At 46.3% G+C, this 25,155-nt stretch carries 24 protein-coding genes and 1 tRNA gene; 7 read left to right on the top strand and 18 right to left on the bottom strand.

All coding sequences use genetic code 11. The features are described from left to right. Positions 1 to 358: 358 nt before the first annotated feature. The 13 genes from flgL to VV1_RS01085 all read right to left on the bottom strand — a co-directional run bounded on the left by flgL (position 359) and on the right by VV1_RS01085 (position 13,337). Positions 359 to 1,552 (bottom strand): flagellar hook-associated protein FlgL, encoded by a 1,194-nt coding sequence (gene flgL / locus VV1_RS01025; RefSeq protein WP_011078331.1) that lies wholly within the window; start codon positions 1,550 to 1,552, stop codon positions 359 to 361. A 13-nt stretch (positions 1,553 to 1,565) separates the two neighbouring features. Next, positions 1,566 to 3,482 (bottom strand): flagellar hook-associated protein FlgK, encoded by a 1,917-nt coding sequence (flgK, locus tag VV1_RS01030; RefSeq protein WP_011078332.1) that lies wholly within the window; start codon positions 3,480 to 3,482, stop codon positions 1,566 to 1,568. Positions 3,483 to 3,638: 156 nt separating this feature from the next. Then, positions 3,639 to 4,559 (bottom strand): flagellar assembly peptidoglycan hydrolase FlgJ, encoded by a 921-nt coding sequence (gene flgJ, locus VV1_RS01035; protein WP_011078333.1) that lies wholly within the window; start codon positions 4,557 to 4,559, stop codon positions 3,639 to 3,641. Positions 4,560 to 4,575: 16 nt separating this feature from the next. Beyond that, complete coding sequence (locus tag VV1_RS01040) at positions 4,576 to 5,667, bottom strand: flagellar basal body P-ring protein FlgI (protein WP_011078334.1); 1,092 nt, start codon at positions 5,665 to 5,667, stop codon at positions 4,576 to 4,578. 59 nt (positions 5,668 to 5,726) lie between these two features. Then, positions 5,727 to 6,506 carry a flagellar basal body L-ring protein FlgH gene (flgH, locus tag VV1_RS01045; protein ID WP_011078335.1) on the bottom strand — a complete coding sequence of 260 codons (780 nt, stop codon included), beginning with the start codon at positions 6,504 to 6,506 and terminating at the stop codon, positions 5,727 to 5,729. Between the two features lie 37 nt (positions 6,507 to 6,543). Then, positions 6,544 to 7,332 (bottom strand): flagellar basal-body rod protein FlgG, encoded by a 789-nt coding sequence (flgG, locus tag VV1_RS01050; protein WP_011078336.1) that lies wholly within the window; start codon positions 7,330 to 7,332, stop codon positions 6,544 to 6,546. A 21-nt stretch (positions 7,333 to 7,353) separates the two neighbouring features. Further along, a complete protein-coding gene (gene flgF / locus VV1_RS01055; protein WP_011078337.1) occupies positions 7,354 to 8,103 on the bottom strand; it encodes a flagellar basal-body rod protein FlgF in 750 nt (249 codons plus the stop codon). 241 nt (positions 8,104 to 8,344) lie between these two features. Then, the gene (gene flgE, locus VV1_RS01060; RefSeq protein ID WP_011078338.1) at positions 8,345 to 9,649 is read right to left on the bottom strand and encodes a flagellar hook protein FlgE; all 1,305 of its coding nucleotides are present in this window, start codon (positions 9,647 to 9,649) and stop codon (positions 8,345 to 8,347) included. A gap of 30 nt (positions 9,650 to 9,679) precedes the next feature. After that, entirely contained in the window at positions 9,680 to 10,387 is a 708-nt protein-coding gene (gene flgD / locus VV1_RS01065; RefSeq protein ID WP_011078339.1) for a flagellar hook assembly protein FlgD, read from the bottom strand. A 17-nt stretch (positions 10,388 to 10,404) separates the two neighbouring features. Continuing rightward, entirely contained in the window at positions 10,405 to 10,821 is a 417-nt protein-coding gene (flgC, locus tag VV1_RS01070) for a flagellar basal body rod protein FlgC (RefSeq protein WP_011078340.1), read from the bottom strand. A gap of 4 nt (positions 10,822 to 10,825) precedes the next feature. Further along, complete coding sequence (gene flgB / locus VV1_RS01075) at positions 10,826 to 11,221, bottom strand: flagellar basal body rod protein FlgB (RefSeq protein ID WP_011078341.1); 396 nt, start codon at positions 11,219 to 11,221, stop codon at positions 10,826 to 10,828. 348 nt (positions 11,222 to 11,569) lie between these two features. Then, positions 11,570 to 12,397 (bottom strand): protein-glutamate O-methyltransferase, encoded by an 828-nt coding sequence (locus VV1_RS01080; protein WP_011078342.1) that lies wholly within the window; start codon positions 12,395 to 12,397, stop codon positions 11,570 to 11,572. A 13-nt stretch (positions 12,398 to 12,410) separates the two neighbouring features. Further along, positions 12,411 to 13,337 (bottom strand): chemotaxis protein CheV, encoded by a 927-nt coding sequence (locus tag VV1_RS01085; protein WP_011078343.1) that lies wholly within the window; start codon positions 13,335 to 13,337, stop codon positions 12,411 to 12,413. Positions 13,338 to 13,412: 75 nt separating this feature from the next. On the opposite strand from VV1_RS01085, the gene flgA reads away from it, so the two are divergent. From flgA to VV1_RS01100, 3 genes are all read left to right on the top strand, one after another. Continuing rightward, entirely contained in the window at positions 13,413 to 14,159 is a 747-nt protein-coding gene (gene flgA, locus VV1_RS01090) for a flagellar basal body P-ring formation chaperone FlgA (protein ID WP_011078344.1), read from the top strand. A 146-nt stretch (positions 14,160 to 14,305) separates the two neighbouring features. Continuing rightward, the gene (gene flgM, locus VV1_RS01095; protein WP_011078345.1) at positions 14,306 to 14,632 is read left to right on the top strand and encodes a flagellar biosynthesis anti-sigma factor FlgM; all 327 of its coding nucleotides are present in this window, start codon (positions 14,306 to 14,308) and stop codon (positions 14,630 to 14,632) included. A gap of 20 nt (positions 14,633 to 14,652) precedes the next feature. Further along, positions 14,653 to 15,078, top strand: coding sequence for a flagella synthesis protein FlgN (locus VV1_RS01100; RefSeq protein WP_011078346.1), 426 nt, complete (start codon positions 14,653 to 14,655; stop codon positions 15,076 to 15,078). Between the two features lie 197 nt (positions 15,079 to 15,275). On the opposite strand, the gene flgP is transcribed toward VV1_RS01100, so the two are convergent. Together flgP and VV1_RS01110 are read right to left on the bottom strand one after the other, a co-directional pair. Then, positions 15,276 to 15,707 carry a flagellar assembly lipoprotein FlgP gene (gene flgP, locus VV1_RS01105; RefSeq protein ID WP_011078347.1) on the bottom strand — a complete coding sequence of 144 codons (432 nt, stop codon included), beginning with the start codon at positions 15,705 to 15,707 and terminating at the stop codon, positions 15,276 to 15,278. An 8-nt stretch (positions 15,708 to 15,715) separates the two neighbouring features. Beyond that, positions 15,716 to 16,351, bottom strand: a complete 636-nt coding sequence (locus VV1_RS01110) for a FlgO family outer membrane protein (protein WP_011078348.1) — start codon at positions 16,349 to 16,351, stop codon at positions 15,716 to 15,718. 172 nt (positions 16,352 to 16,523) lie between these two features. On the opposite strand from VV1_RS01110, the gene VV1_RS01115 reads away from it, so the two are divergent. The 3 genes from VV1_RS01115 (at position 16,524) to VV1_RS01125 (ending at position 18,449) form a co-directional block, all read left to right on the top strand. Next, the gene (locus tag VV1_RS01115; protein ID WP_013572259.1) at positions 16,524 to 17,657 is read left to right on the top strand and encodes a flagellar assembly protein FlgT; all 1,134 of its coding nucleotides are present in this window, start codon (positions 16,524 to 16,526) and stop codon (positions 17,655 to 17,657) included. A gap of 53 nt (positions 17,658 to 17,710) precedes the next feature. Beyond that, positions 17,711 to 17,787, top strand: a tRNA-Arg gene (locus tag VV1_RS01120). 155 nt (positions 17,788 to 17,942) lie between these two features. After that, entirely contained in the window at positions 17,943 to 18,449 is a 507-nt protein-coding gene (locus tag VV1_RS01125; RefSeq protein WP_011078350.1) for a hypothetical protein, read from the top strand. Between the two features lie 80 nt (positions 18,450 to 18,529). On the opposite strand, the gene gltX is transcribed toward VV1_RS01125, so the two are convergent. The 3 genes from gltX to chiP form a co-directional block, all read right to left on the bottom strand. Beyond that, on the bottom strand, positions 18,530 to 19,954 hold the full coding sequence (gltX, locus tag VV1_RS01130) for a glutamate--tRNA ligase (protein ID WP_011078351.1): 1,425 nt from the start codon (positions 19,952 to 19,954) through the stop codon (positions 18,530 to 18,532). A gap of 204 nt (positions 19,955 to 20,158) precedes the next feature. Further along, the gene (locus VV1_RS01135) at positions 20,159 to 20,749 is read right to left on the bottom strand and encodes a YccT family protein (protein ID WP_011078352.1); all 591 of its coding nucleotides are present in this window, start codon (positions 20,747 to 20,749) and stop codon (positions 20,159 to 20,161) included. A gap of 61 nt (positions 20,750 to 20,810) precedes the next feature. Next, positions 20,811 to 21,932: a chitoporin gene (gene chiP, locus VV1_RS01140; protein WP_011078353.1), complete on the bottom strand. Its 1,122-nt coding sequence runs from the start codon at positions 21,930 to 21,932 to the stop codon at positions 20,811 to 20,813. Between the two features lie 479 nt (positions 21,933 to 22,411). Here chiP and VV1_RS01145 point away from each other — a divergent pair, with 479 nt between their 5' ends. Next, on the top strand, positions 22,412 to 25,150 hold the full coding sequence (locus tag VV1_RS01145) for a cation transporter (protein ID WP_011078354.1): 2,739 nt from the start codon (positions 22,412 to 22,414) through the stop codon (positions 25,148 to 25,150). Positions 25,151 to 25,155 lie beyond the last annotated feature (5 nt).

Consider the following 25,155-nt stretch of genomic DNA (forward strand, 5'->3'; position numbering starts at 1 on the left):
GGCAGTTTTTAGAACCGGTAAATCATTTCTGATTTAGTAGATTCAATTTGTGTGCCAACTTTTTAAAATAAGACTGTTACCTGCCTTATTTCTAAGAAAACATACACTTACAAAGTGATATTTTCCTTCAACTTCTTCAACCTCTTTGTTTTGCTCTCTATCTACTGGCATTGCCACTTTGCCGCTTTGCCGCTTTTAGAGACATCTGCCGGAAGGTGGCAAGGTTTTTCTGCTTATCCGCACTTAAGGCATGGCTCATAAGGCATCAATGTTGAAAAACCAACAAGAGGTTTCCTAAAGTCTGTTGTGCACACTCACGATACCGTCATCTCATTCAGAGGCGGTTCGCTCTTGCTCACTACAAGTAATTAAATAATGTGAGATCTTTCGTTTTACCAAATGCGAGCTGCGAAGCTTGCAACGCGCGTGAATTCTCATTGAATTCAATAATTGCCTTGGAGTAATCCAAGTCTTCAAAATTGCTCTTCGCTTTCGCTAAAGAGAGATTGAAATCTTCATGTTGCTGCTCTTGGATATCCAGTGTACTTAGGCGAGCACCAATGTCGGTGCGCGCTTTGTTGAGATGGATAAAGGCAGCATGAAACTCTTCCGTTACTTGGTGCAACTTCGCCGTGGCATTGGCATCAGACACCGACGCTTCAGAGTATTTCTCTGCATTTTTGAAGCTATCGAAAATAGAAAATGTTTCTCTTGGCTTTAGCTCAATCACGTCACCTTTCTGGATCTGGCCTTTGAGCTGAATCGTAAGATCTTCATACTGGATGCCTGTTGATGGGTTGAACTCATCAGCGGCAACCACACTGCCATCTTTTTCTAATTGGTATCCCCAGCGACCATTACTCATATCAACCATAGTGACGCGATAAGTCGCTTTATCGAAATAGTCTTCGTTGACTGCTTTTTCGAGCAACAACTCAGAAGCATTTTGCAACTGATATTCTGGTTCGTAATCGCCAAAGGGATTCGGAATATCCATAAACAACTTACTGCCAGGATCATTCATCGCCATTTCAAGATTGGCCGACACTCGCATTTTGCGTTGGTAGTCATCCCCTGCATAAGTCACCGTGCCATCATAGTCACGGAAAAACGGCTGCGATTTTGGCTTGGTGCCAGCGAAGGTATAGTTGCCGGATTCATCTTGTGCATTGGCAAGGTAGAGGAAATTGGTGGCCAGTTCCTCAATTTCACGTCGTTTCGCGCGGCGATCTTCCGGTGATAATGCACCGTTAATCATTTCCATCACGGTACGTTTCGCCTCGTCTGCAAACTGCTCTTGGTTAGCCACATTCACTTCATGCTGCTCAAGACGGTTGCGTACTAGGACGATCGCATCAAGATACTGTTTTAACTGCTCAGATTGCTGACCAATATTTTGAATGTAGTGTGTTGCAAGGGGGTCATCACTCGGTGATAACAACTTCTTGCCAGACGCCAACTGCGCTTGGTTGTGATGGATTTTATTTTCCATGCGGCGCAAATCGTTTTGCACCGACTGATAGTTGTGGAAACTGGCGATACGGCTAATCATTTACCTGCTCCCTCTATCTCAATTGCAAAATGGTGTTAAAGGTGTCATTGGCCGCCTGCATAATGCGTGACGAAGCCATATAAGCTTGCTGGAAACGCATCATGTTTGCCGCCTCTTCATCGAGGTTAACACCTGAAATCGACGCGATGCGTTCTTGAGCGGCTTCATTCTCATGCTGAGCAATATTGGCCAATCGCGTTGCGGTGGAATTGCGCAATCCCACATTGGTATTCAAGTTATGATAAACATCTATGATGGTGGATTGATTACCATCCATCTTTTTATCCAATTGAATTTGCTGCATTTTACGCAAGTTACCGTTATCACCTTCAGACGGAACAAGGTTGGCGGTAAACTTGTCGTTTGCCCACGCGCCAGCGGTCAATTCAAAGACGGTCTCTTTACCCTCTTTATAACTGGGATGCGATGATGGCAAAGTCACTGAAACCGGACCTTTGGGTGGATAAGGTTCCGGGCTTCGTACCACATTGCCTTTAGTATCAATCACCGCAAACTGATCGCCTTGGGGTGACACAATCACTTCAAACTCGCGCAAATCACCCGCGGCCAAAATGTTAAATTGAGCGGTTCCTTGAGCAAAACTGGTGGAGGCTTCATAGCTTTGTGCGGCAATCATACTCGCATCATTCGTTGCGACTTGCATTTGCGCGGCCGAGTTACGCGTTGGGCGTAATAAGATTTTTTCGCCCGCTTTGGGCTCATTTCTCACTTCAACACGCATACCATCCATGTAAAACGCAGACTTAGCTGAATCTAAAGAGACGGAGACCGTTTCGCCCGATGGCTTGGTCACTGTATAGTTACTGCCGTCATAACGAAGCGCATATTCACCACCTTTGAGCGACGCTAAATCGTTAATAAAAACGGCCACTTCGGCTTGCGAATCTGGCGCCGTCACGGCTCTTGATTTGGCGATCACCTCGGCATTTACATCGGTAAAAATCACACCACCAATATTGCCGCGTAAATCCAGACCTTGTTTTTGCAGCTTGTTCACTTCATCAGAAAATCCGGCTGCCATGCGGCCAAGTTCATCCATCACATAGGGGATTTGGTTGTCACGCATGTCAAGCATGGCGCCGAGTTTGCCGTCTAGACCAACGCTTTTAATCGGTTTTAATGACTTTCCTTCGTAGATCGCTAGGCGACGTTGATGAACGTCTGGGTAGCCATCAATCATCTTAAGTTGGCTTGCTTCCGTGCCTGAGACGAGCGTATGGCCATTGCCGATATGCACGTTAAAACCTTCCGCGTTTTTCCGCGGAGTCACGGTCACTTTAGTGTATTCAGAAAGCTCTTTGACCAGCTTTTCGTGTTGGTCCATCAAATCGTTATGAGGACCAGGCGTGCGCATCATCAAGCGGTGAATATCACGGATTTCAACCGCAATCTGGTTGATACGCTCTATACCCATATCGAGTTTTTTATTGGTGACATCGTATTGCTGACGAATGGTTTCATGAAAGCCATTAACGGTTTCACTGATGATTCGCGCTTTTTCCAGTAGAACTTTTCGCGCGCCAATATCGTTTGGGCTGTCCGCCAAGGTTTTTAGCGCATCGAACCATTCATTAAGATTTTCAGGAATTTTTTTCGACGCAACAGAAGAAAGCATGCTTGAAAGCATTTCTAAGTTCGCTTCGACATCCCCTTTGTTGGCAAAGTTGGTGGTGGAAAGATTAAGCTCATTAACGGCAAATTGGTCCCAAGAGCGGCGAACATTTTCCACATGCACGCCCATACCGTAGGTAGAACCACCAAACTGACGGGGATCATTGGTCGCTTGAATGACCGACTGACGGCTATAACCTTCTGTATTTACGTTAGAAATGTTATGACCGGTAGTATTTAATTGTCTCTGAGCTGTCAGTACGCTCTGAGTACCTACATTCAGAAGATCCGACGCCATAATGCCCCCAAAAACTCAATCAAATCAGTAAAAACTGATCACCTGACGGTAAAAATGCAAAAGATATGCCAACAAAAACACATGACTGATATAGAAAGGATTTAAGGGTTAAGGAAGGGTAAAAAAACGGCCTATTTTTAGTAGGCCGTTGGGAGATTACATGTTGTCGATACGTTGCTGCACTTTGAGCACTTTGTCGGCGTATTCAGGATCCGTCGCATAACCTGCACGATGAATACCGCGAATAAAGCTTTCAGAATCGCCATTGTGCTGAAGTGCGGTCTGATAACGCGGATTGTTATTTAAAAACGCTACGTAATCATTAAAGCTGTCGGCAAACGAATCGTATGAACGAAACGCTGCCGTTTCCTTCACTGGCGTATTGTCGTGGAACTCTAAAGTTTGCGTAGTAACTTTGTCACCCGCCCAACTGCGATCCGCTTTGATGTTGAAGAGGTTATTGCTGCTGCCACGAGCATTTTTCACCACTTTCTGCCCCCAGCCTGTTTCCAAGGCCGCTTGTGCGAGCAATAGAGAAGGTTCAACCCCTAAGGATTTTGCCACCCTTTCCGCGTAAGGTCTCATCGAAGTAATGAACGACTCTGGTGAATCAAACCTTGCCTTATCACTGCGAGCAAGCTGGCCTGACTCAATCAGGCGCTGCTCGGTTTCTCGCGCTTTCGAGCGATTGATTGGCATACGTTGTGGCGCTTCTTGTCCCGCTTCACGCATTGCCAACTCATTTTTGTCGATGCCTTTTCCACTGCTTAACTGCGCCACAATCATGTCCGCTAAGCCAAGCGAACCGGAAGAGCTGAGCTCACTGGCCATCTGTTCATCCAACATTTGGCGATAGAACAGCTGGTTTTGGCTGTTCATCAAATCCGATTCAAAACCACTATTGGCTTCGCGCATCGATTTAAACAACATGGAAGTAAAAATCGACTCAAACTGTTTTGCCGCCGCTTCTAGTGCTTTTTGTTCACCGCCATCTTTATCGTTCACGGCTTGCTGACGTAGCTTATCAAGATTGCTAATGTCGTGAATAAAGCCGATGTCGTTTGGATTGTTAATCATATTGCCTCCAAACCGATCAGATGATGATCAGTTGTCCCTCGATAGCACCCGCTTGTTTAAGCGCTTGTAGAATGGCCATCAAATCTGACGGTGCAGCACCGACTTGGTTAACCGCGCGAACAAGATCATCCAAGGTTAAGCCCGGCTCAAATTTGAACATCTTACCTTGTTCTTCGGTCACTGAAATATCTGAATTGGGAACAACAACGGTTTCGCCACCCGAGAAACCATTCGGCTGACTCACACTCAAGTTTTCTTTAATCGCAACCGTCATACCACCGTGAGTCACGGCCGCAGGTTTTAATCGAACATGTTTACCCACCACAATGGTACCCGTACGTGAGTTAACAATGATTTTGGCTGCGCCGTCTGCTGGATCAAACTCGAGGTTTTCAATGGCAGAAAGAAAGGCGACGCGCTGACTGATGTCGCGGGGTGCTCGCACACGTACCGACGTCGCATCGACCGCAGAGGCCATTTGAGGACCAAGGAAATTATTGACGGCATCGGCCATGCGTTGTGCGGTGGTGAAATCAGATTCAAGTAAGTTGAATGTAATGAAGTCGCCACGGCCAAATGGGGTTGGCACTTCACGCTCAACCATGGCACCGCTAGAGATAATACCGACGGTTGGGTTATTGCCGACGATTTTAGAGCCATCCGCCCCTTCTGCGCTAAAACCGCTCACCACTAAGTTGCCTTGTGCCACGGCATAAACTTGCCCATCCAAACCTTTCAAGAAGGTTTGCAGCAAGGTACCGCCACGTAAGCTCTTGGCACTACCAATAGAGGAGACCGTCACATCAATCTGTTGACCGGGTTTAGAAAAAGGAGGAAGTTCTGCCGTTACCATTACAGCGGCAACGTTTTTGATTTTTGGTTTGGTTCCCGCAGGCAACTGAATGCCGAAGTTTTGTAGCATTGCGGCAAAACTCTGCTCGGTAAACGGTGTGGATTCACCCGTTCCAGGCAAACCAGAGACAAGACCATAACCTACTAATTGGTTGCTTCTTACCCCTGCCACCTGAGCAACATCTTTAATACGCGCCGCATAGGCCGAGGTCATCGGCAATACAAAACATAACAACAGTAGGGTGAACTTTTTCATCTTAACTTACCTTTCTCTAGTGCAGGATCAAGCCGTCAAATTGCCATCGGCTTTGCCGCTTATAGAGAGACATTAAAGAATCGTGCCAAGAATCCAGGCTCTTGCATATCTTGTTGTGTCCCGGTACCAGAATATTGAATTCTTGCGTTAGAAACGCGATTTGACGCAATAGTGTTGTCAAAACTAATATCATCAGGACGAATTGTGCCACTGAGGCGAATGTACTCATCACCCGTATTCAGCGTCAGCCACTTCTCACCACGAATCACGAGGTTGCCATTGGCCAGTACTTCGATCACTTCCACGGTGATGTAACCGCTGATGCTGTTGCTCTGTTTTGCCGACGCATCGCCAGTGAAGTTGTTTGAGTTGGTCAGGTTGTAAGAGAAATTATACTTACCGTCGATTTTGAGCTCTTGCCCACCCACTTCAAGGGGATCCATGCTTGAATCGTTGCTTTTCGACAGGTCCGCATTGGCACTTTTGGAAGCATTGGTTTTTTCATCCAGAGTGACGGTAATGATGTCACCGACGCCGCGAGGCTTCGAGTCATCATAAAGATTCGACAAATGATTCACGCTAAATAGCGAGCCCGTTTCCGCAGCGTAGTGCTCTGGCTGCTGTTTCGGATGAATGGGAGCCCACGCAGGATCGCCTGCCACGGGATCGCTACGTCCACGCAAGGTATCGACGATACCCGAGCTCTCGTCCTTCGACTTATCCCCTTCAACCGCATCCACCACTGTCGTCGCATTGACCACTTCTGGGGTTTCGATTGGCTCAAGCATGGTACAGCCACTCATGATGGTGACTAAAGCAATCAGACTGATGCGTTTCATGGCGATATTCTCTCCTACTCGTTTAGCTAACCAGCGCTTAAAGCTGCTGGTTAACAAAACTCATCATCTTATCGACCGATGAGATGACTTTTGAATTCATTTCGTAAACACGTTGTGCTTCGATCATGTTGACCAATTCTTCCGTTACGTTCACGTTGGATGTTTCTAGCATGGATTGGCGCACTTCACCCAAGCCATCAAGGCCAGGTACCCCTTCTTGTGGGTCACCACTCGCCCCTGTCGGCAAGTAGAGGTTCTGACCAATGGGCTCTAGACCACCTGGGTTAACAAAGTCGGTAATGGTGATTTGCCCAACCACTTGGTTATTCTGCTGGCCACGAATACGCACAGAGACTTCACCGTCCGTACCGACAGTAATGGAAATGGCGTCTTCAGGGATCACAATTTCAGGTTCTAATGGATAACCCGAACCGGATGTGACTACGACACCTTCACCGTTCAGTGTGAACTGGCCATTGCGGGAGTAACCAATATTGCCGTCGGGCATGGTGATTTGGAAAAAGCCATCCCCTTCAACCATCAGATCCAACGCATTGGTGGTGGTTTGGGCGTTACCATGTGTATGCACTTTTTGTGTTGCGACCACTTTTGAGCCCGCACCTAACATCAAACCACTGGGTAGTTGCGTATTCTGAGAAGATTGACCGCCAGGTTGGTTAATATTTTGGTAGAACAGATCTTCAAATACCGCACGACCCTTTTTAAAACCGATGGTTGAGGCGTTCGCTAGGTTGTTTGAAATTGTCGCGATATTGGTTTGTTGAGCGTCTAAGCCCGTTTTACTTACCCATAGTGCCGGATGCATAATCTGTGACCTCTAATTCTGTTAGCTCATACGAAGCAGAGAATCAGACGACTTGTCCATCTCTTCTGCTGTGCTCATCATTTTTACCTGCATCTCAAATTGACGTTGCAGGTCAATCAGAGCCGTCATTTCACCAACAGCATTCACGTTGCTGCCCTCAATGGCACCTGTCATGATTTGCACCGTTGGATCCGCTTCGTACGGCTGATTGGGTTCCTTGTGGCGGAACAGGCCATTGGTGTCTTTAAACAAGGCACTGTCATTGGTCTTGACCAGCTTAATACGATCGATTTCTTCCATCTCTTCCGCTGGCGCTCCTTGAGGTAAGACCGAAATCGTGCCGTCGCGACCGATTTCAATTTTGCTCACAGGAAGAGGAATGGTAATGGGTGCACCACCTTCCCCAAGGACCAAATGTCCACTGGCATTGCTCAGTAGTCCATTTTGATCGACTTTCAGATTACCGTTACGGGTTAACCCTTCTTTGCCTAGTTTATCCATCACCCCAATCCAACCATTTCCCTCAATCGTAATATCGAGGTCACGGCCTGTGGTGATCACACTGCCTTGAGCAAAATTATGTCCTGGGCGCTCTGTCATGCTGAAAACTCGAGTAGGTAGCCCGTCACCGTACGCTTGCATTGAACGAGCTTGTGCTAAATCTGCACGAAACCCTGTTGTGCTCACGTTGGCTAGGTTGTTCGCTCGTAGTTGCAGAGCCTGCATATTCTGCTTGGCACCACTCATAGCAAGAAAGAGTGCACGATCCATAATCCGCTCCAAAAATCTTAATCTAAGACCTTAAAAGCAAGCATCATGCCAATTTATTTTATTCAATGAATTCAAACACATAGAAGAATAACTACGAAAGAGGCAATCAGAGAGAGGCAAACCATCGGTAGAAAAGATGCCGATCGGCAATCAGAGAGGCAAAGTATGATAGATGTGAATAATGCTTAGCCTGAGTGAGGTCGTTCAGGCTAAGCACCAGATGAATGTCATGTAAAAACGATTAACGAATCTGCAGGATGTTCTGTTGTAGCTGGTTGTGAACTTCTAGCGCACGTGAGTTTGCTTGGAAGTTTCGCTGAGCAGAAATCAGATCCACCAGCTCTTGAGTCATATCGATATTCGACTGCTCAAGCGCACCGCTGGAAACCGTACCAAATGAACCTTTGTTTGATTCACCCCAGATTTTATCGCCTGAGTTATTGGTTGAATTCCACTGCGTACCACCTTTCTTATCCAAGCCTTGCTCATTTGGAACACGTACCAAGGCAACTCGGCCTAGAGTCACGTTTTCACCGTTAGAGTATGTACCGTAAACACTGCCGTTTTCGTCGATATCAACTTTGGTCAAGAAACCCGTGGTGGCACCATCTTCATCGAACTTTGTCAGCTCAAATGGCGCGGCAAACTGGGTTGATGAGTTTAAATCAAACGCGATGGTTTGCGTTGGATCGCCACCGTTCATATCAATCGGCACAGCACCAGCACCAAGCGGATCTGAAATGATTGGCTGACCATTGTTGAGACTTGCCAATGTACCATCATTATTGAACTTAACGGTGTGGCCAATATGACCTGTCGCGTTGGTCGCATCACCGCCAGCAATATTGAGAGGTTTTTCACCTTGGCTGTCTGTTACCGTGTAGTACGTCTGCCAAGTATTGGGCTGAGTCTGATCTTTCAAATAGTAGGTGGTTAATTTGTAAGATTGACCCATTGAGTCATAGATCGTCGAAGAAGTAGAACGGTTATACGTATCTGGATCTTCGAAATCAAATGCCTGTGGATCTTTAAGCGCACCACTGGCAGGTAGGTTAACACCCACAGTGACATTCGAGGTCTGCTTTGGCTTACCAAACTCCGCAGGGATGTTCAGAGGCTGGGGTTCATAAGAAGCCACATCGCCACTCAACGGGTCCACTTGATAACCCAGTAAGTATTCATCATTCGCCGTCACCATGTAGTTGTCTTTGCTTAGATGAAATGCACCATTACGTGTTAGTTCGTTCTGGTTGGGTACCATGCGGTCTTTCGCTACGGCAAAAAAACCGGTGCCGCTAATGCGCAAATCCATAGGGTTGTTAGTGTAAATACTTGAACCTTCGTGGAACTGTTGTGCCACTTGGTTTGCTTGTACACCACCACCTGGAGTGGTTTTCGCATTGGTAAAGAGTGAGTTAGAGTAAACATCACCAAACTCCGCACGCGACTCTTTAAAGCCGTAGGTATTGGCGTTAGCAATGTTGTTACTCGTGGTATTTAGATCTAACTGAGCTGCGGACAAACCGCTTAAAGATACATATGACATTCCAAAATCTCCTGAATCTAGCCAGCGTAATTACGCTTTGCCAACTTCTAGTACTTCAGCAAGTCGAACTGGCGAATCAAAGCCAGCCAGATTGAGCAGTACGTTACCATCACCTTTACCTAGCAATACACTGTTTACGTTGGCATAAGTGGATACTGGGAAGTCACTTGACTGACCATCCAATAAACCTGATGCCTTCACTTTGTATTTGCCAGCCGGCAATGGATTACCGTTTTCGTCGTTGCCGTCCCATTCAACACGGTTATCTCCCGCAGGTTTCGCTCCTACCTCAAAAGAACGAACCAGTTGGCCAATTTCGTTTTCCACACGGACAATCACGTTATCCATCGCTTGTGGAAGTTTGACCATGGCAGGCATACCCGTATTTTCTTGCTTCAGCCCCGCCGCTCCTGGAACCAAAACATCACGACCCACTAAAGAAGAAGCCTGTAATGCTTGGTTTGACGTCATCGATGAGTTGAGGCTCTCGAACTGAGAGTTCATCTTGCCGATGCCATCGACGGTCGCAAATGACGCCATTTGCGCAATCATCTGGTCGTTACTCACCGGCTTAAAAGGATCCTGTTGAGCAAGCTGCTTGGTCAACAACGATAAAAAGTCTTCTTGTTTAAGCTCTTGTTTACCTGTTGTTTCTGTTGGCTTCTTGCTCTCTTGCAAACTCTTAAGCTGGTCGATATAGGACAAGCCGCTTTGACCAACGTTATTGATTCCGGCCATACGCTACCTCCTTATCCCTATTGACCCATCTGCAGCGTACGCAGCAGCATTTGTTTACTTGCATCTGCAACTTGAACGTTTGTTTGGTACGCTCGTGAAGCAGAAATCATGTTGGCCATTTCTTCCATCACATTGACATTAGGCTTGTAGATATAGCCTTCATCGTTTGCGAGTGGGTGCTCTGGGTTGTATTCCGCGCTCAGCGGTTTATCGCTTTCCACAATGCCAAGTACTTTCACAGGAACCGTGTCCCCGCGGTTGTACATCGCATTACTTAACTCAGCACCAAACACCGCGTGACGAGCTTTGTAAGTATCTTTAGCAGAACTACTGACACTATCCGCGTTGGCTAGGTTACTTGAGGTCGTATTTAGACGAACAGATTCAGCACTCATTGCAGAACCAGTCACATTGAACACATTAAATAAGCTCATCTAATTATTCCCCTTTGATCGCTTTCGTTAAGTTCTTAAATTTCCCGCCCAAAAAATCGAGAGACGCTTGATGACGAATTTGATTCTGCATAAACAAATTACGCTCGAGATCCAAATCCACCGTATTGCCATCTCCGGTATCTGGTTGAGTCGGTAAACGATAAAGTTTTTCACCCATTACCGTTGTAGTGGCAGGAATATGCCGACCATCCGTACGGCTAAGACCAATGCTTGCCCCCGAACTTGCCGCCTGCAGTTCCTTAGAAAAATCTAGCCCTCTTGCCTTGTAGCCAGGTGTGTTTGCTTGCGCAATGTTAGTAGAGATAACCTCTGCATTGCGTTCACGCACGCCCACCGTGTGTTGGTGGATGCCTAGTGCCTTGTCAAAAGAGATAGTCATAACTTGCCTCTACAAATAGAACTGACCGTTATTGGTTAAACAAAAGCAATTAGTGTGCCAAAAGACAAAACCAACAAAATTTGTTTTAACCGATATTGGAATAGCAATAACTAAGCCATGTCAGTGAAGGGAATGTCATAAAGCTTCACCAACATGACTGGTTTTAAAATTATACACCCAAACAATCTGAAGGCGCCCGTTTAGTGGAAGTGAACCAGAGAGCTCGAAGGAAAATGACAGAAGACCTAAGAGGCTGAGGGAACTAGGGACTAGAAAACTAGAAAACTAGATATAAAAAAACAGCTCGAGAATATCGAGCTGTTTGAATTTTGTCTGTTGCTTTGCAAATTACTTCAACTTATAGATGATACCTGGATTACAACGAACCATTTCGAATCGGTCTGTCAATCCAGTGAGAGACTCTGATGCCCCTAGCAGTAAGTAACCACCAGGGTTCAAGCTGTTCGCCATCTGATTGAGCACTTTTGATTTCATATCTGGTGAAAAGTAAATCAATACGTTTCGGCAGAAAATGATGTCAAATTTACCCAGTAACGCATAGCTATCCATCAAGTTTTGTGGCCTAAAGTTCACCAAACGCTTTACGTTGTCTTTGACTTTCATACGGCCATCGCCTGCGTCTTCAAAAAACGTGCGACGTCGCTCAGGAGAAAGACCACGTCCTAGGGCCAGGTTGTCATACACACCAGCACGGCACATATCCAACATACTGGCTGAGATATCCGTCGCGGTGATTGACACGCTGGTTAACATGCCGGGCTTGCGTTGTTGAGTCTCTAGCACCGTCATTGCCATCGAATAAGGTTCTTGACCTGAAGAACTTGCCGCTGACCAAATTTTAATAGGGCGACGGCTTGCCGCAACCTCAGGCAAAAGCTTTTCTGCCAACACGGTGAAAGGATAGGTATCACGAAACCACAAGGTTTCGTTTGTCGTCATTGCATCGACTGCTGCCACTCGAAGTTCGCGATTGCGGCCAGTGACCACATCTCTTAGAAGATCTGAGAGTGAAGCTAGTTTGAATTTGGTGACCAATGGACTGAGACGGCTACGGACCAAATACTGCTTACTGTCACCCAATACGATGCCGCACTGGGACTCTAGAAAACGGCTAAAGTCTCGATACTCTTGGTCACTGATTGTAATAGCAGTCATTAACGTCTCTTTATTAGTTTGTTAGTGCAGTTTTCACTGCATTACCCAATTCGTCTGGATTGAACTTCGCGATAAACGCATTTGCGCCGACTCGTTCAACCATGGCTTGGTTAAAGACACCACTGAGAGAGGAGTGCAGGATCACATACAGATCTTTTAGCTCTGCATGGCGGCGAATTTCCGCCGTTAAAGTATAACCATCCATCTCAGGCATTTCGATATCCGAAATCACAAGAGAAATCTGATCTCTAATCGGGCCATCTGCGGCCATTTCAAGCAGCTTCTCGTAAGCCTCTTTACCATCTTTAACCGCCACGCATTCAAAACCAATATTGGTAATGGCGCGCTCTACCTGTTTACGAGCAACGGTTGAGTCGTCAGCAATCAAGATGCGACGTACGATCGCTTTTTCAGTTTCCACCTTGGCAATTTCTTCACCAATAGAAGAATCCATCGTTTCATCCACTGGCGCGATTTCAGCCAAAATTTTCTCAACGTCGAGAATTTCAACTAACTCATTGTCAATGTTGGTTACTGCGGTTAGGTAGTTCGCTTTACCAGCACCATCTGGTGGTGGCAAGATAGCCTCCCAATGCATATTAATAATACGCTCAACAGAAGTTACCAGGAACGCCTGAATGGAACGGTTGAACTCTGCGATAACCACAAAACATTTATCGATATCTTGAGTTGGACGTCCGCCAATTGCTAGGCTTAGGTCAATCACCGACACGGTATGGCCACGAATATGAGCAACACCTTTTACCAGTGGGTGCAGATTAGGCATTGAAGTAAGCTTAGGGCACTGTAGCACTTCTTTGACTTTAAATACGTTAATACCATAACGTTGTCGGCCCATTAAACGAAAGGTCAGCAACTCAAGTCTATTTTGACCTACGAGTTGCGTCCGCTGATTCACTGAATCAAGAATCCCCGTCATAAGCTCATCTCCATCTCAAACTTTTTGATTAAAAGTGATAATCTAATTACAGCTGCATAACACCAGAGAAACAGAATGGCGTATTCTAATACTTATTTATCTTCATTTACCATCTATAAGTGTAGAGCTTTCTATAAAAGTTACGCTAAGTCTATCGGCATTTTGCTAACTTTGTTTAGTTTTTTTGCGCATGGCGCGACAGAAAATCAAATAAAACAGATACAGTTAGCTGCAGAAGAACACATTTTAGCCAATGTGGAGGCCCCATTGGGAGGCCAGTTGACTGTCAGTGCCGCTAATATAGATAGTAGAATAAAAGCGACCGATTGCCCGATTGCTTTGGTAACAAGTTCCACTTCAACCAATAGCACTCGAAGTAATATTAATGTTCTTGTGGAATGTCCACCAGATGAATGGCAGATCTATGTTCCTGTGAGACTGTCGATTGCCGTTTCCCTTGTAACGGCAAATCGCTCCCTTAGCCGGGGAGAAATCATCTCCTTCTCAGATGTGAGTACCAATTTGATAGAGTTGCAACGCTTTCGTAAAGAAGGGTATTCCGACATCAATCAAGTCGTTGGGGCGAAAGTAAAACGCGTTTTGCGTCCTGGTGATGTAGTGGAACGAGGAGACATCTGTGTTGTATGCCGCAATGAAAAAGTGGTGATAAAAGCAACAAAGGATGGGATGACAATCACAACTCAAGGCACCTCATTGCAAGATGGCGCAACAGGGGAACAAGTTCGGGTGAAAAATGACAAGTCTCAGCGTATAATCGAAGGAATTGTGACCGGCATTGCTGAAGTGACTGTTTCGTTTTAACATGTTCCTCATGCTTCCTATCGGGGCTCGTCTAAGTTTTAGGCCCGAATCCTGCTAGAAAGAAAATGGAAATTTTTTCTAAAGTATTGACTGACGTGGTCGATACTGAGAGTACAAATCCCGTACTGTGTAGGTAAGGTTTATATATGGCAAGTATCGATAACATACGTTCAGGTCAAATCATGACGACAAACAGTCGTGGCCCTGCGCGTGCCGATTCAAATTCGGTATCTGATACCCGTAACGAAGCGAAAAAAAGCAACGTCGGGCAAGATGCAGTCTCTTTGAGTCAACAAAGTCGTGATATCGAGCAGCTTCATCAGGAAATGGCGTCTAAGCCAGCATTCGATGCCGCTAAAGTCGCCGCGATCAAAGAAGCGATCGCAAACGGTTCTTATCGTGTCGATCCTGAAAAGCTTGCAGATAACATGATGAAATTTGAAAACGAACTGGCAGACCGCGTTAAAGCATAAGGTCTAGGTAGGTAGTAGTTATGGCTGCTTTAGTTGATTTAGTAAATTTCCAGTTTGAAAATGCTAAAGCTCTCTCTATTGTGTTAGAAAAGGAAAGCAAGATCATTGCTAGCCGTGTTTCAGCAGATATTGAGAAAATTGCCAAAGAAAAGATGACGCTCATTGGTCGTTTACAACAAACTGACCAGCGAATTGCCTCTCACCCGCATGTCAATCAACTTACCGAAGATACTTACTTAAGAGAAACGGTTGCCAGTATTCAATCTATTATTCTTGATTGCCAACAAATCAACCAAATCAACGGCGAAGCGCTTACGCGCGCTCAATCTAGCTTCAACAAACTCAATAATATGCTGCAACATAGCCACGGAAAAATAGGCATGACTTATAATGCCGGTGGTAAAACGCATACCATTTCTACCCTTGGTACCAATATCAAAGCGTAATCACACCGAATAACGCCTTTTTTCGGTATTAATCCAAACCCAATGCCCCTTTTCTCATACAACACTAAATCGAATCCTCCTTTTTATCCTTCGATAACATCACGTCAAAAAATCACGAACGCTGCGCTAAAAACGAATAAAAGAAAAGCGGCCAACCGTGGCCGCTTGATTCTGATTATCTGGAAAACTGAAAGAGATTAGAAAAGTGTTTGCTGCCTTTTTTCAGGGATCTGCTGAACTTCACCGTAGTCACGCAGCTTATCCATCTTACGGATATCTAAACGCAGTTCAGTTACATAGCTGTCGCCCACAGGGTAACTACGCACCACTTCTGCACCACGGATCACACCATCAACCGCACCGGAAGTATTTTCAACACCCAAACGTTGATCTTCCAAATGCGCTCTGCCACTCACTCGCATACCATAAACCTGCTCGGCAAGTTCACGATACGCATCAATTTTAGAAGCACGCATAGCACGAACGCGTTTTTCTTCATCTGTGCGGCCTGTTTGTTCACTAATACTGGCATACCCCACGGCAACCAGCATATCGTCTTGACGCATCTGTTGCAGCGGTTGGCATCCCACCATAAGGAGCATAACGAAAGCGATAAGATACTTTTTCATAGCTCCCCCTATGGACGCAGGATCACGGTATATGGTTGACGAATGGTCGGATCTGAACGAATGATCACCCCATCTTGAGTGCGAATGCTGTTCAATGTATCCAAGTCGCGGCCAATGCGTTCAGCAGGTAAGAAGCCTTGAGCTGAAGCCACTACCACTCGAGTTTGCATCCCCACAACGCGAGCGTTGACTAACACGCCGCCTTCTTGTCGTAGCATGGTCCCTGTTAGTACATATTGGATTTCTTGTTCTTGTGCGAGATCTTTCCAATCACGGCTCAAAGCAAAATCGCCTTGTTGCGTCACTTGAATTGATCCCGTGGTTTTGAAATCCACGACTTTGAAGCCACGACGCTGAAGTTGGTAAATAAAGCCTTCAGACACGGAATTTCCAAGCCAGTTGGTTGAATCCATGTTCTGCAAATCAACAAACGAGGTGACGGCAATCGGCGTGCGAGCAGACACACTGGTATTTGACAGAATCAGATCTTCCGTCAGGCTCTCGACAAAGAAGTCCATAGTATGACGCGGGCTTTCCATCAGCATAAATTGGCTGCCCGAGTACGGTTCTTTACCGTTGTAAATCGGTGAGTAGGCGCATGAACTCAAAGCCATGACGGACGCTACAACAATCCATTTTTTCATGGGGTTAATCTCCAGATAATCTCAGATGTCCATTAAGACTGCTTTTGTTTTCCGACTGGTTTACAATCTTGGAACAGTCTTTGCTTTTGTATCTCTGCAACAAGTTAAAAGCGACATCCATATACAGCTGATAAATGCAAAGCAATATCTATACCCACTTGGGAAACCCACAATGAAAAAAATCACTTTTGGCCTATTTTCAACAATTTGGATGACACTCATTTCTCTGAATGCTCATGCTGCATGGTATGAAGCGACGGGAGTTGCCACCATTGTTTCATCTGAAGAAGTGGCAAGAGTTCACGCCTTAGAGGACGCGTTATATAAAGCCGTCAACTTTTCTGGGGCAGACATCGGCAGCCTCAGTAATCTTCGCCCATTTCTTGAAGAGAGCCGCACAGAGTATCAATTCACTAACCACGAAGTCCGCTACATCCTGGTTCAGTCTCAACGATCCAAAGGGAATAAGGTCGAAGTACGTGCCAGAATTGATATTTATCCATCGGCAACAGGTTGCCACGTTAGCCAATATAAAAAGACCATTTTGGTCGGCAATATCGATGTTGCCTCCCCCCAACAAGCGGTGATGGGGCAAATCTACAAAGTGGGGGACGATTTCAGCCACGTCATTAACCGACAGTTTGATCAGGAATCAAGAAGTTTTGTTTCGGTCGGCACCACTGATTACGATATTGATCGACGTAATCCGGAACGTATCAAGATGATTGCCCAAGACACTGGTGCTCAATACATCATCGGTGGTGTCATCACTGACTTAACCGCGACGATCGAATCGAAATTACTGGTGGATGACGTGATCAATCGCCAGTTTGCCCTCGAAATGCAGGTGTACGATGGCAAAACGGGCAATGAAGTGTATTCAAGAAGCTACCGTGAAGTGGCGAAGTGGCCGTTTGCAAAAACCAGCCAAATTGACACTCGCAGTGCGCGCTTCTGGGCTTCAACCTATGGTGAGATGATGCTGCGAGTCAGCCGTAACATCATGTTAGATATGGAATCGGAAGTGTCGTGCAAGATCACCTTGCCAGAAGTTGTGGCTGTTTTTGGCAATACCGTCACGATGGATCTCGGCCGAGTTCATGGTGTGCGCGAAGGCGACAGGTTGCAACTTTGGCACACGGCTTCGTTTATTGATCAGTACGGCTTGCCACGCAATAAAGTATCTCAAAGCGAAATTACCTTAACGGTTTCTCGAGTTTATGAAAATGAAGCCGAGTTGACGGTGGATCAACCGAACTTAGCCTCCAGTATCCAGATTGGCGACGTAATGCACAAACCGCTTTAATATCAAAAGTTAAGGCTTAACATTTGTGTCTATTTCCGTAAGATAACAAGCCTGCTCCCATGGCACAGCTGGATAGCGCGGCCCCCTCCTAAGGGGCAGGTCACAGGTTCAAATCCTGTTGGGAGCGCCATTTTACTAAGCCAAGCGTCAACGACGCTTGGCTTTTTTTCGTCCAGTACTTTCCTATTGTTCAGAAAAAAATGGGCAACTTTTCATTTTGCTACTTTAATTATTACTAATATTTTCTTACTCTAACCCATATTAATAAAATTATTAGTTACTGTTATGACTAAGAGCAATCTGATAACTAACACTGGGCATCGTTTTATTTCAAAAGGCAAAACTGCCTTTAAAATTCATATCCATACACCTGACGATAAAGTGCTGCATCGTTCGATTGGATTTGTAAAACTTGGGGAAAAGAAAGCGCTACAAAAAGCGATTAAAATGCGTAATGAACTAGGGAGAGAGATGTGGGGGAAATTCTGGCGACGCCTAATGAAAGATCCGTACTTAATGACTCGTCTGCCTCATAGTTTAGAACCAAAGATCGTACACAAACCCAACCCTACTCTGGCGGATCCTAACAACCGAGATACCTGCTACATTGCCAAATGGCGTGTGATGAATGACAAAGGCGAATACAAATACAAAACCGTCGTTCGTTCCATCAGCAAATACGGCAAACTTGCCGCCTACTCACAGACCAAAAAAGCGCTATTGGAAGCGCACAAAGAGAATTTAGAGATCCTCACCTTTATGGGCCGATTGAACAGTATCGGTCTCAAATAACGCGTGCTCTTTTTCGCACTCAAACAAAGTCCAAAAAAAACCGCAGCACAGAGCTGCGGTTTGTTATTCTCGCTGGCCAATTATGCGTTTGCTTCACGCTCTGCAATAAACGCCAACGCCATCTTAATACGCGCAACAACACGCTCTTTACCGATGAGCTGCATCACCGCATCCACAGAAGGAGACTGACCGCCACCAGTAACAGCAACACGCAGAGGCATACCGATTTTGCCCATACCGATTTCAAGCTCAGTACACACATCGGCAATCACTTGGTGTAGGTTTTCTGTTGTCCACTCAGTAAGTGCTTCCACTTTAGCCAGTGCGACTTCTAGCGGCTGCTTCGCCACACCACGTAAGTGTTTTTTCGCTGCATCTGCATCAAATGCGTCAAAATCTTGGTAGAAGTAACCAATTTGATCGGCCAACTCAACCAACGTATTGCAACGCTCACCAACCAGTTTGATCACGTCAGTGATGGCTGGACCATTTTCTGTCTTGATGCCCTTTTGATCCAAGTGCCATTGCAGGTGTTCTGCCACATACTCAGGATCCGATGTTTTGATGTAGTGGTTATTCAACCAAAGCAGCTTGTCGGTATTAAACGCAGACGCTGACTTTGAGATAGCATTCAAGCTAAATAGGTTGATCATCTCTTCTTGAGAGAAAATTTCTTGGTCGCCGTGAGACCAACCAAGGCGCACGAGGTAGTTGTTCAATGCCACTGGCAAGTAACCCATATCGCGGTATTGCATCACTGATACCGCACCATGACGCTTAGACAGTTTCGCACCGTCATCACCTAGAATCATGGCACAATGCGCAAACGTAGGGACTGGCGCGCCTAATGCTTCATAGATGTTGATTTGACGAGGCGTGTTGTTGATATGGTCTTCGCCACGAATAACGTGCGTAATGCCCATATCCCAGTCGTCAACCACCACACAGAAGTTGTAGGTTGGTGAGCCGTCAGTGCGACGGATGATGAGATCATCCATTTGGCTGTTGCTGATTTCGATACGACCACGGATTTGATCTTCGAATACCACGCTACCCTCTTTCGGGTTACGGAAACGAATCACGCATGGATCGCCATCTTTTGCCGCTTCATTTGCCGCTTTGATTTTTGGATGCTCAGCGTCATAGCGAGGCATTTCTTTGTTGGCTTCTTGCTCTGCACGAACTTCATCAAGCAGCTCTTTTGATGCGTAACATTTGTACGCTTTGTCTTCCGCAAGCAGCTTGTCAACCATCTCGTTGTAACGGTCAAAACGCTGAGTTTGGAAATAAGGACCTTCGTTCCATTCCAAACCTAGCCACTGCATACCTTCAAGAATGGCATCTACCGCTTCCTGAGAATTGCGCTCTAAGTCAGTATCTTCGATACGTAGAACGAACTCACCACCTTGGCTTTTCGCGTATAACCAAGAGTAAAGTGCTGTACGAGCACCACCAACGTGTAGGTAGCCAGTTGGGCTAGGAGCAAAACGAGTTTTAACCGTCATCAGAATTCCTTAGGGATAAAATACAGCCTCTATTTCAAGCACTGCGAGTTCAAGGACAAAAGTGGCGACATTTTACCATCGTCGAACGAATCTACAACCAGAGAAAATCGCTCAGGCTATCCCAAAAACACATGCCCTCAATGTGTTTATCACATTGAGGGTGGAATTCGATTTTTCGCTTGTTAAACGAAGGAAAGAAGAAAACTATTTTAAGTTTTGCATTGCCCATTGCATAAAGGCTTGCTGCTCTTGTCGAGTCATTTCTTTAAATGCAGTTTTAAGATCCATTGCTTTTGGATCGTGATTAACGAGTGGTGCGCTGTCCGCCTTTTGTGCTTTCTGCGCGTTGTAATCTGCGACTTCTCGTTCGTAATCACGAAACCCTTGCAGGCCACCTTTATAGAGCTGAACCATGGTAAATGCGACCGGATTTCCTTGAGCATCCGTCAAGTGCACCGTTGGGTTGTTTTCAAATTTTTTCGCGTCGTCAATCGTACGGAACTTGCCATACTTTAGTGTCAGCGCTTGTTCTGGCTTGGCGACAAACTCAAGCAATAATGGTTGTGAATCAAATTTGCGGCGTTTGCCATCTTCAAAAACAATTTGTCCAATCGTCACCGCAATCTGATTGTGGCCCGGTTTTAATTCGATGCGATTGCCATTATGCACTTCTTGAAGCGTCACGCCTTCACCATTGACGATTTGTGGCGTAATTTCCTTCTGCAGCGTCAGGTTGGCAGCGAACAGTGAGCTGCTAAATAGTGCTAGCGCACTCAGAATCATCATTTTTTTCATATTTCAGTTCCACTTATCAACGAAGAAAGGGCGTTGCCGCCCTTTCTTGATTTCTAACGAGTTAGAAGTAGTATTCAACACCCACTGAGAACTCAGTGTAATCATCTGACTTCCAACGAGTCTTCGTATTGTCATCTAGTAAAGTCGCTCCGTCGCCAAAGTCTAGCGTACGAGCACGAGCGTACAGTACTGCAGATGGGTCAACAAAGTACATAACTTGTGCAGAAATTACGTTGTCATCTGTGTTGTTGATTGTTTTGCCGTTACGCTCTAGCTCAAAGTTAGCCGCGTAGCCCAATTTGTACTGCCAGTCACCCGCGGTGTACATCAAGCCTGCAGTCATTGCATTTTGCTTCTCGTCAACACCGTTGTTAGCACTTGCTTCCATCATCTTGTATTGAGCGAAGAAAGAAATGCCGTTTTCAAACCAACCTTGAACGCCCACTAGGTAAGTATCGTTGTCCCAAGTTTGACCTTCAGCAACAATATTGCGGTTACCTTCGTACGCCGCGTCTAATTGGATTGGACCAATTTTGTAGTGTGCCGCTAAGCCAGCCCAGAAATCGTCGCCTTCACCAAGGCCAGCCTTGTCACCAGCGCCAGCTGCCACATCTAGAGAGAATGCTTCGCCGTACATTGGAGAGTCCCAACGGATGGTGTTAGATTGGCGATCTTGGTACTTAGCACCACCGATAGCGCCACCCCAGTCGTATACATCACCTAGACCTGGGTTCGATCCTGGCCAGTCAACCACTTCGTAAAGCGGAGTCAATACGCGACCAACACGGACTTGACCCATTGATTCACTTTCAAAACCAACGAATGTATCACGTTCACCAAGGCCAGCACCTTCACCGCCGAAGCTTGGGTCTACATAGCCACCTTCAATTTGCCAAATGAACGTTGGCCCGAAGTTAGCAAAGTTCTTCTTACCGCGGAAACCAATGCGCGATTCGTTGTTGAACTGCATGCCACCTAGGTTGTCATCTGTTTTTGCGTCACCAGAATCGTAATCGCGGTAAGCGGCCTGCATCGCAATTACACCGTATACTTCGTATGCAAAAGAGTCTTTAGTTAAATAGTTTTTTGCTGCATCGCTGTTCGCACCTTCTGCAAATGCTGCACCACTGAACATTAGGCCAGTCACTGCTGTTGCTAATAAGCTTTTCTTTAGGTAAGACATGTTTAACCCCTATATCTTTTTAGTTTTCCTTGGCTTGCTTACTTCCCTAGGACATAGAACCAAGCTCACCAGTCATGTTTGGACGGGGCAAATATCTCAGACTTTTTTTTCTTTAAAAAATGGCGACACCAACAACCTGAGCCACTTCAAAATCAACCAATAAAAATTAATATAAAAACATTAAAAACAAACACTTAACTTCAAACAAAAAATATAAAAAACGTCAAATTTAGTTTTTTATTGCGACGTGGCGGCAAATATGTTGCCGTATCGTGAAGCGACTCACGCAACTTTTAGCTCAATTAACGGAACTTTATATTTCCAAAGAAAAAAGATTGAAGTGCCTCGCAAGGAAATAAGGCGAAATATCGGTACGGCAAAGCCATTTTGACGTAATTGATTGCACGAACCAATGCTTGACCTTCCCCCGGCGGCAAGGTTTATCGTTATTACCACATTATTTCGTGGGAGATAAAAAGATGAACCAATTTACCCTTGCGCTCTCTGGCCTCAACTGCATGGGTTGTGCTCGTAAGGTCGAGAAAGCACTGCATGCCGATCACAGTGTCACGATTCAAGCGCTGTCTCCCAAAGAAATCAGCTTAGAGACCCCGTCCACTCTGGCCGAGATTGCTGAGACGATAGAAAAGCTTGGTTATCATGCTGGCCATGATTATCACTTCCAGCTTCAAGGGCTTAACTGTGGTCGCTGCGTCAATAAAGTGAACACCTTACTCAGTGAGCACAGCGAGGTGATTCGCTTCACCGTGAGTAAAACAGAACTTGCTATCACCACCTGCTTGAGTGAACAAGCGGTCATTGAGCTTATTGCTTCTATTGGCTACCAAGCCCTACCTGGGGATGCCGCAACAACAGAGGTAGCGCAAGCGAGCGCAGTGACTTCTTTACCATTGCCGCAAAGTGCCCCCCCACTCGACGCTGACTCCTCTCTCTCAGAAGCGATCACCTCACCGGAACTTCAGGAAAGCATACCGTTACTGATTCAAGGCATGACCTGTGCAAGTTGCGTTTCGTCAGTCGAAAAAGCGCTGCTTTCTGTCGAAGGAATTGACAAAGCGCAAGTCAATCTTGCAGAGCAAAGCGCACTCGTGTTTACACGCTCAAGCAGAGCGGATTTAACAGAAGCATTGCTTGCCGCCGTCAAACAATCAGGTTATCAAGCGGAAGTGGTGCTCGACGCTGAACTGACACAACAAAAGCAAAGTGAACAGATGATGCAAGCGCAGCGAAAACACAAAGTCAGCGCTTTCGCAGGAATAGCCCTTGGTGCGCCACTGATGTTGTGGGGGGTATTAGGTGGCAGCATGAGTATCGAAAACACTCAAGATCAGATCGCATGGGGAATTGTCGGCTTAGTCTGCCTATTGTTGCTTGCTACCGCGGGAAAAAGTTTCTTTACTAATGCGTGGCAAGCATTAACGCACAAACGCGCCACTATGGATACGCTGGTTGCATTGGGGACTGGAACGGCTTGGCTCTACTCGATGTTGGTGGTTTTATTTCCGAGTTGGTTTCCGCAAGCCTCACGCCACGTTTATTTTGAAGCCAGTGCGATGATTGTCGGCTTGATTTCACTAGGACACTATATCGAAGCGAAAGCCAAAGCGCGTACAACTCAATCACTGCAATCACTGATCAACCTTCAGCCTCAAACCGCAAGTTTGATCACCAACCAAGGCGAGCAAACCATCGCCGTTAAACAGATTCAATTGGGGATGAAACTGCGCATCAAGCCGGGAGAAAAAATCCCCGTTGATGGTTTGGTGATTTCTGGCGAGTCGTATCTCGACGAATCCATGCTCACAGGTGAACCCGTTCCGGTTTTCAAACAAGCGCAAGACAACGTTTCTGCTGGCACTCTAAATAATGACGGCAGCTTAATTATTCAAGCAACTGGGATCGGTGCTGATACCATGCTGGCTCGTATTATCCGTATGGTGCGTCAGGCGCAAAGCAGTAAGCCCGCTATCGCCAAACTGGCGGATCAGATTTCATCGGTCTTCGTGCCTGTTGTCGTGGCCATTGCCCTTTTCTCTGCGGCAATTTGGTTTTTCGTTGGCCCTGAGCCAAAAGCCAGTTACATGTTAGTGGTCACCACCACCGTACTGATCATCGCGTGCCCCTGCGCACTCGGCCTTGCGACCCCATTGTCGGTGACGGTGGGGGTTGGTAAAGCGGCTGAAATGGGCATTTTGATCCGAGATGCAGATGTGCTGCAATCGGCCAGCAAAATCGACACCGTGGTATTCGACAAAACCGGCACCTTGACCCAAGGGGCACCCAAAGTCCAAGCGCTTTATGCCTTTGACTACGATCAGCAGCATTTACGTTCACTGCTGTTGAGTGCCGAACAGCAATCAGAGCATCCACTCGCCAAAGCGATTGTGGCAGACGCCCTACACCACAAAGCACCAGAGCTTGAGGTAAACCAGTTTGAAAATATGCGAGGCAAAGGGGTTAGTGCCGTCATTGCGGGGGATGAACTGTTGGTGGTGTCATTAAATCACTTACAAGCACAGCAATTTGATTTGAGTGTCGCCACTGAGGCGATTGACGAATGTGCGCAAAACGCGTGGACGCCAGTCGCTGCCGTGCTTAACCAGCGTTTAATCGGCATGATCGCCATTTCAGACCCAATCAAGAGCGATTCTAAACAAGCTATCCAAGCCTTGAAGAGAGAAGGCATCCACACCGTAATGCTAACAGGTGACAACCAAAGCGTGGCCAATGCCATTGCTCAAGAGTTGGGTATCGATGAAGTCATCGCGCAAGTGCTGCCTGATGAGAAAGCGAGCCATATTGAACGCCTTCAATTGCAAGGTCGCAAAGTCGCCATGGTCGGTGACGGCATTAATGACGCGCCAGCTCTAGCCTTGGCCGATATTGGCATTGCGATGGGCAGTGGCAGCGATGTGGCGATTGAAAGCGCACAGATGACGCTGCTCAACTCATCACCACTTGCCGTTCTCAACGCCATTGAACTGTCCAAAGCGACGGTGAAAAACATGAAGCAAAATCTCTTTGGTGCCTTTATTTACAACTCTTTGGGTATTCCGGTGGCAGCTGGCGTACTGTATCCTGTATCCGGTTTTCTTTTGAGTCCTGTGGTGGCTGGTGCAGCCATGGCACTCTCTTCCATTACCGTGGTCAGCAACGCCAATCGACTACGCTTATTTAAAACGACAACACGCTCTTAGGGGTC

The sequence above is a fragment of the Vibrio vulnificus CMCP6 genome (genome assembly GCF_000039765.1).
GTDB lineage: Bacteria > Pseudomonadota > Gammaproteobacteria > Enterobacterales > Vibrionaceae > Vibrio > Vibrio vulnificus_B.

Excerpts from the sequence above, each read along its gene's own strand:
- flgL (WP_011078331.1), bottom strand. The coding sequence starts at position 1,552 with ATGATTAGCCGTATCGCCAGTTTCCACAACTATCAGTCGGTGCAAAAC.
- flgK (WP_011078332.1), bottom strand. The coding sequence starts at position 3,482 with ATGGCGTCGGATCTTCTGAATGTAGGTACTCAGAGCGTACTGACAGCT.
- flgJ (WP_011078333.1), bottom strand. The coding sequence starts at position 4,559 with ATGATTAACAATCCAAACGACATCGGCTTTATTCACGACATTAGCAAT.
- VV1_RS01040 (WP_011078334.1), bottom strand. The coding sequence starts at position 5,667 with ATGAAAAAGTTCACCCTACTGTTGTTATGTTTTGTATTGCCGATGACC.
- flgH (WP_011078335.1), bottom strand. The coding sequence starts at position 6,506 with ATGAAACGCATCAGTCTGATTGCTTTAGTCACCATCATGAGTGGCTGT.
- flgG (WP_011078336.1), bottom strand. The coding sequence starts at position 7,332 with ATGCATCCGGCACTATGGGTAAGTAAAACGGGCTTAGACGCTCAACAA.
- flgF (WP_011078337.1), bottom strand. The coding sequence starts at position 8,103 with ATGGATCGTGCACTCTTTCTTGCTATGAGTGGTGCCAAGCAGAATATG.
- flgE (WP_011078338.1), bottom strand. The coding sequence starts at position 9,649 with ATGTCATATGTATCTTTAAGCGGTTTGTCCGCAGCTCAGTTAGATCTA.
- flgD (WP_011078339.1), bottom strand. The coding sequence starts at position 10,387 with ATGGCCGGAATCAATAACGTTGGTCAAAGCGGCTTGTCCTATATCGAC.
- flgC (WP_011078340.1), bottom strand. The coding sequence starts at position 10,821 with ATGAGCTTATTTAATGTGTTCAATGTGACTGGTTCTGCAATGAGTGCT.
- flgB (WP_011078341.1), bottom strand. The coding sequence starts at position 11,221 with ATGACTATCTCTTTTGACAAGGCACTAGGCATCCACCAACACACGGTG.
- VV1_RS01080 (WP_011078342.1), bottom strand. The coding sequence starts at position 12,397 with ATGACTGCTATTACAATCAGTGACCAAGAGTATCGAGACTTTAGCCGT.
- VV1_RS01085 (WP_011078343.1), bottom strand. The coding sequence starts at position 13,337 with ATGACGGGGATTCTTGATTCAGTGAATCAGCGGACGCAACTCGTAGGT.
- flgA (WP_011078344.1), top strand. The coding sequence starts at position 13,413 with ATGGCGTATTCTAATACTTATTTATCTTCATTTACCATCTATAAGTGT.
- flgM (WP_011078345.1), top strand. The coding sequence starts at position 14,306 with ATGGCAAGTATCGATAACATACGTTCAGGTCAAATCATGACGACAAAC.
- VV1_RS01100 (WP_011078346.1), top strand. The coding sequence starts at position 14,653 with ATGGCTGCTTTAGTTGATTTAGTAAATTTCCAGTTTGAAAATGCTAAA.
- flgP (WP_011078347.1), bottom strand. The coding sequence starts at position 15,707 with ATGAAAAAGTATCTTATCGCTTTCGTTATGCTCCTTATGGTGGGATGC.
- VV1_RS01110 (WP_011078348.1), bottom strand. The coding sequence starts at position 16,351 with ATGAAAAAATGGATTGTTGTAGCGTCCGTCATGGCTTTGAGTTCATGC.
- VV1_RS01115 (WP_013572259.1), top strand. The coding sequence starts at position 16,524 with ATGAAAAAAATCACTTTTGGCCTATTTTCAACAATTTGGATGACACTC.
- VV1_RS01125 (WP_011078350.1), top strand. The coding sequence starts at position 17,943 with ATGACTAAGAGCAATCTGATAACTAACACTGGGCATCGTTTTATTTCA.
- gltX (WP_011078351.1), bottom strand. The coding sequence starts at position 19,954 with ATGACGGTTAAAACTCGTTTTGCTCCTAGCCCAACTGGCTACCTACAC.
- VV1_RS01135 (WP_011078352.1), bottom strand. The coding sequence starts at position 20,749 with ATGAAAAAAATGATGATTCTGAGTGCGCTAGCACTATTTAGCAGCTCA.
- chiP (WP_011078353.1), bottom strand. The coding sequence starts at position 21,932 with ATGTCTTACCTAAAGAAAAGCTTATTAGCAACAGCAGTGACTGGCCTA.
- VV1_RS01145 (WP_011078354.1), top strand. The coding sequence starts at position 22,412 with ATGAACCAATTTACCCTTGCGCTCTCTGGCCTCAACTGCATGGGTTGT.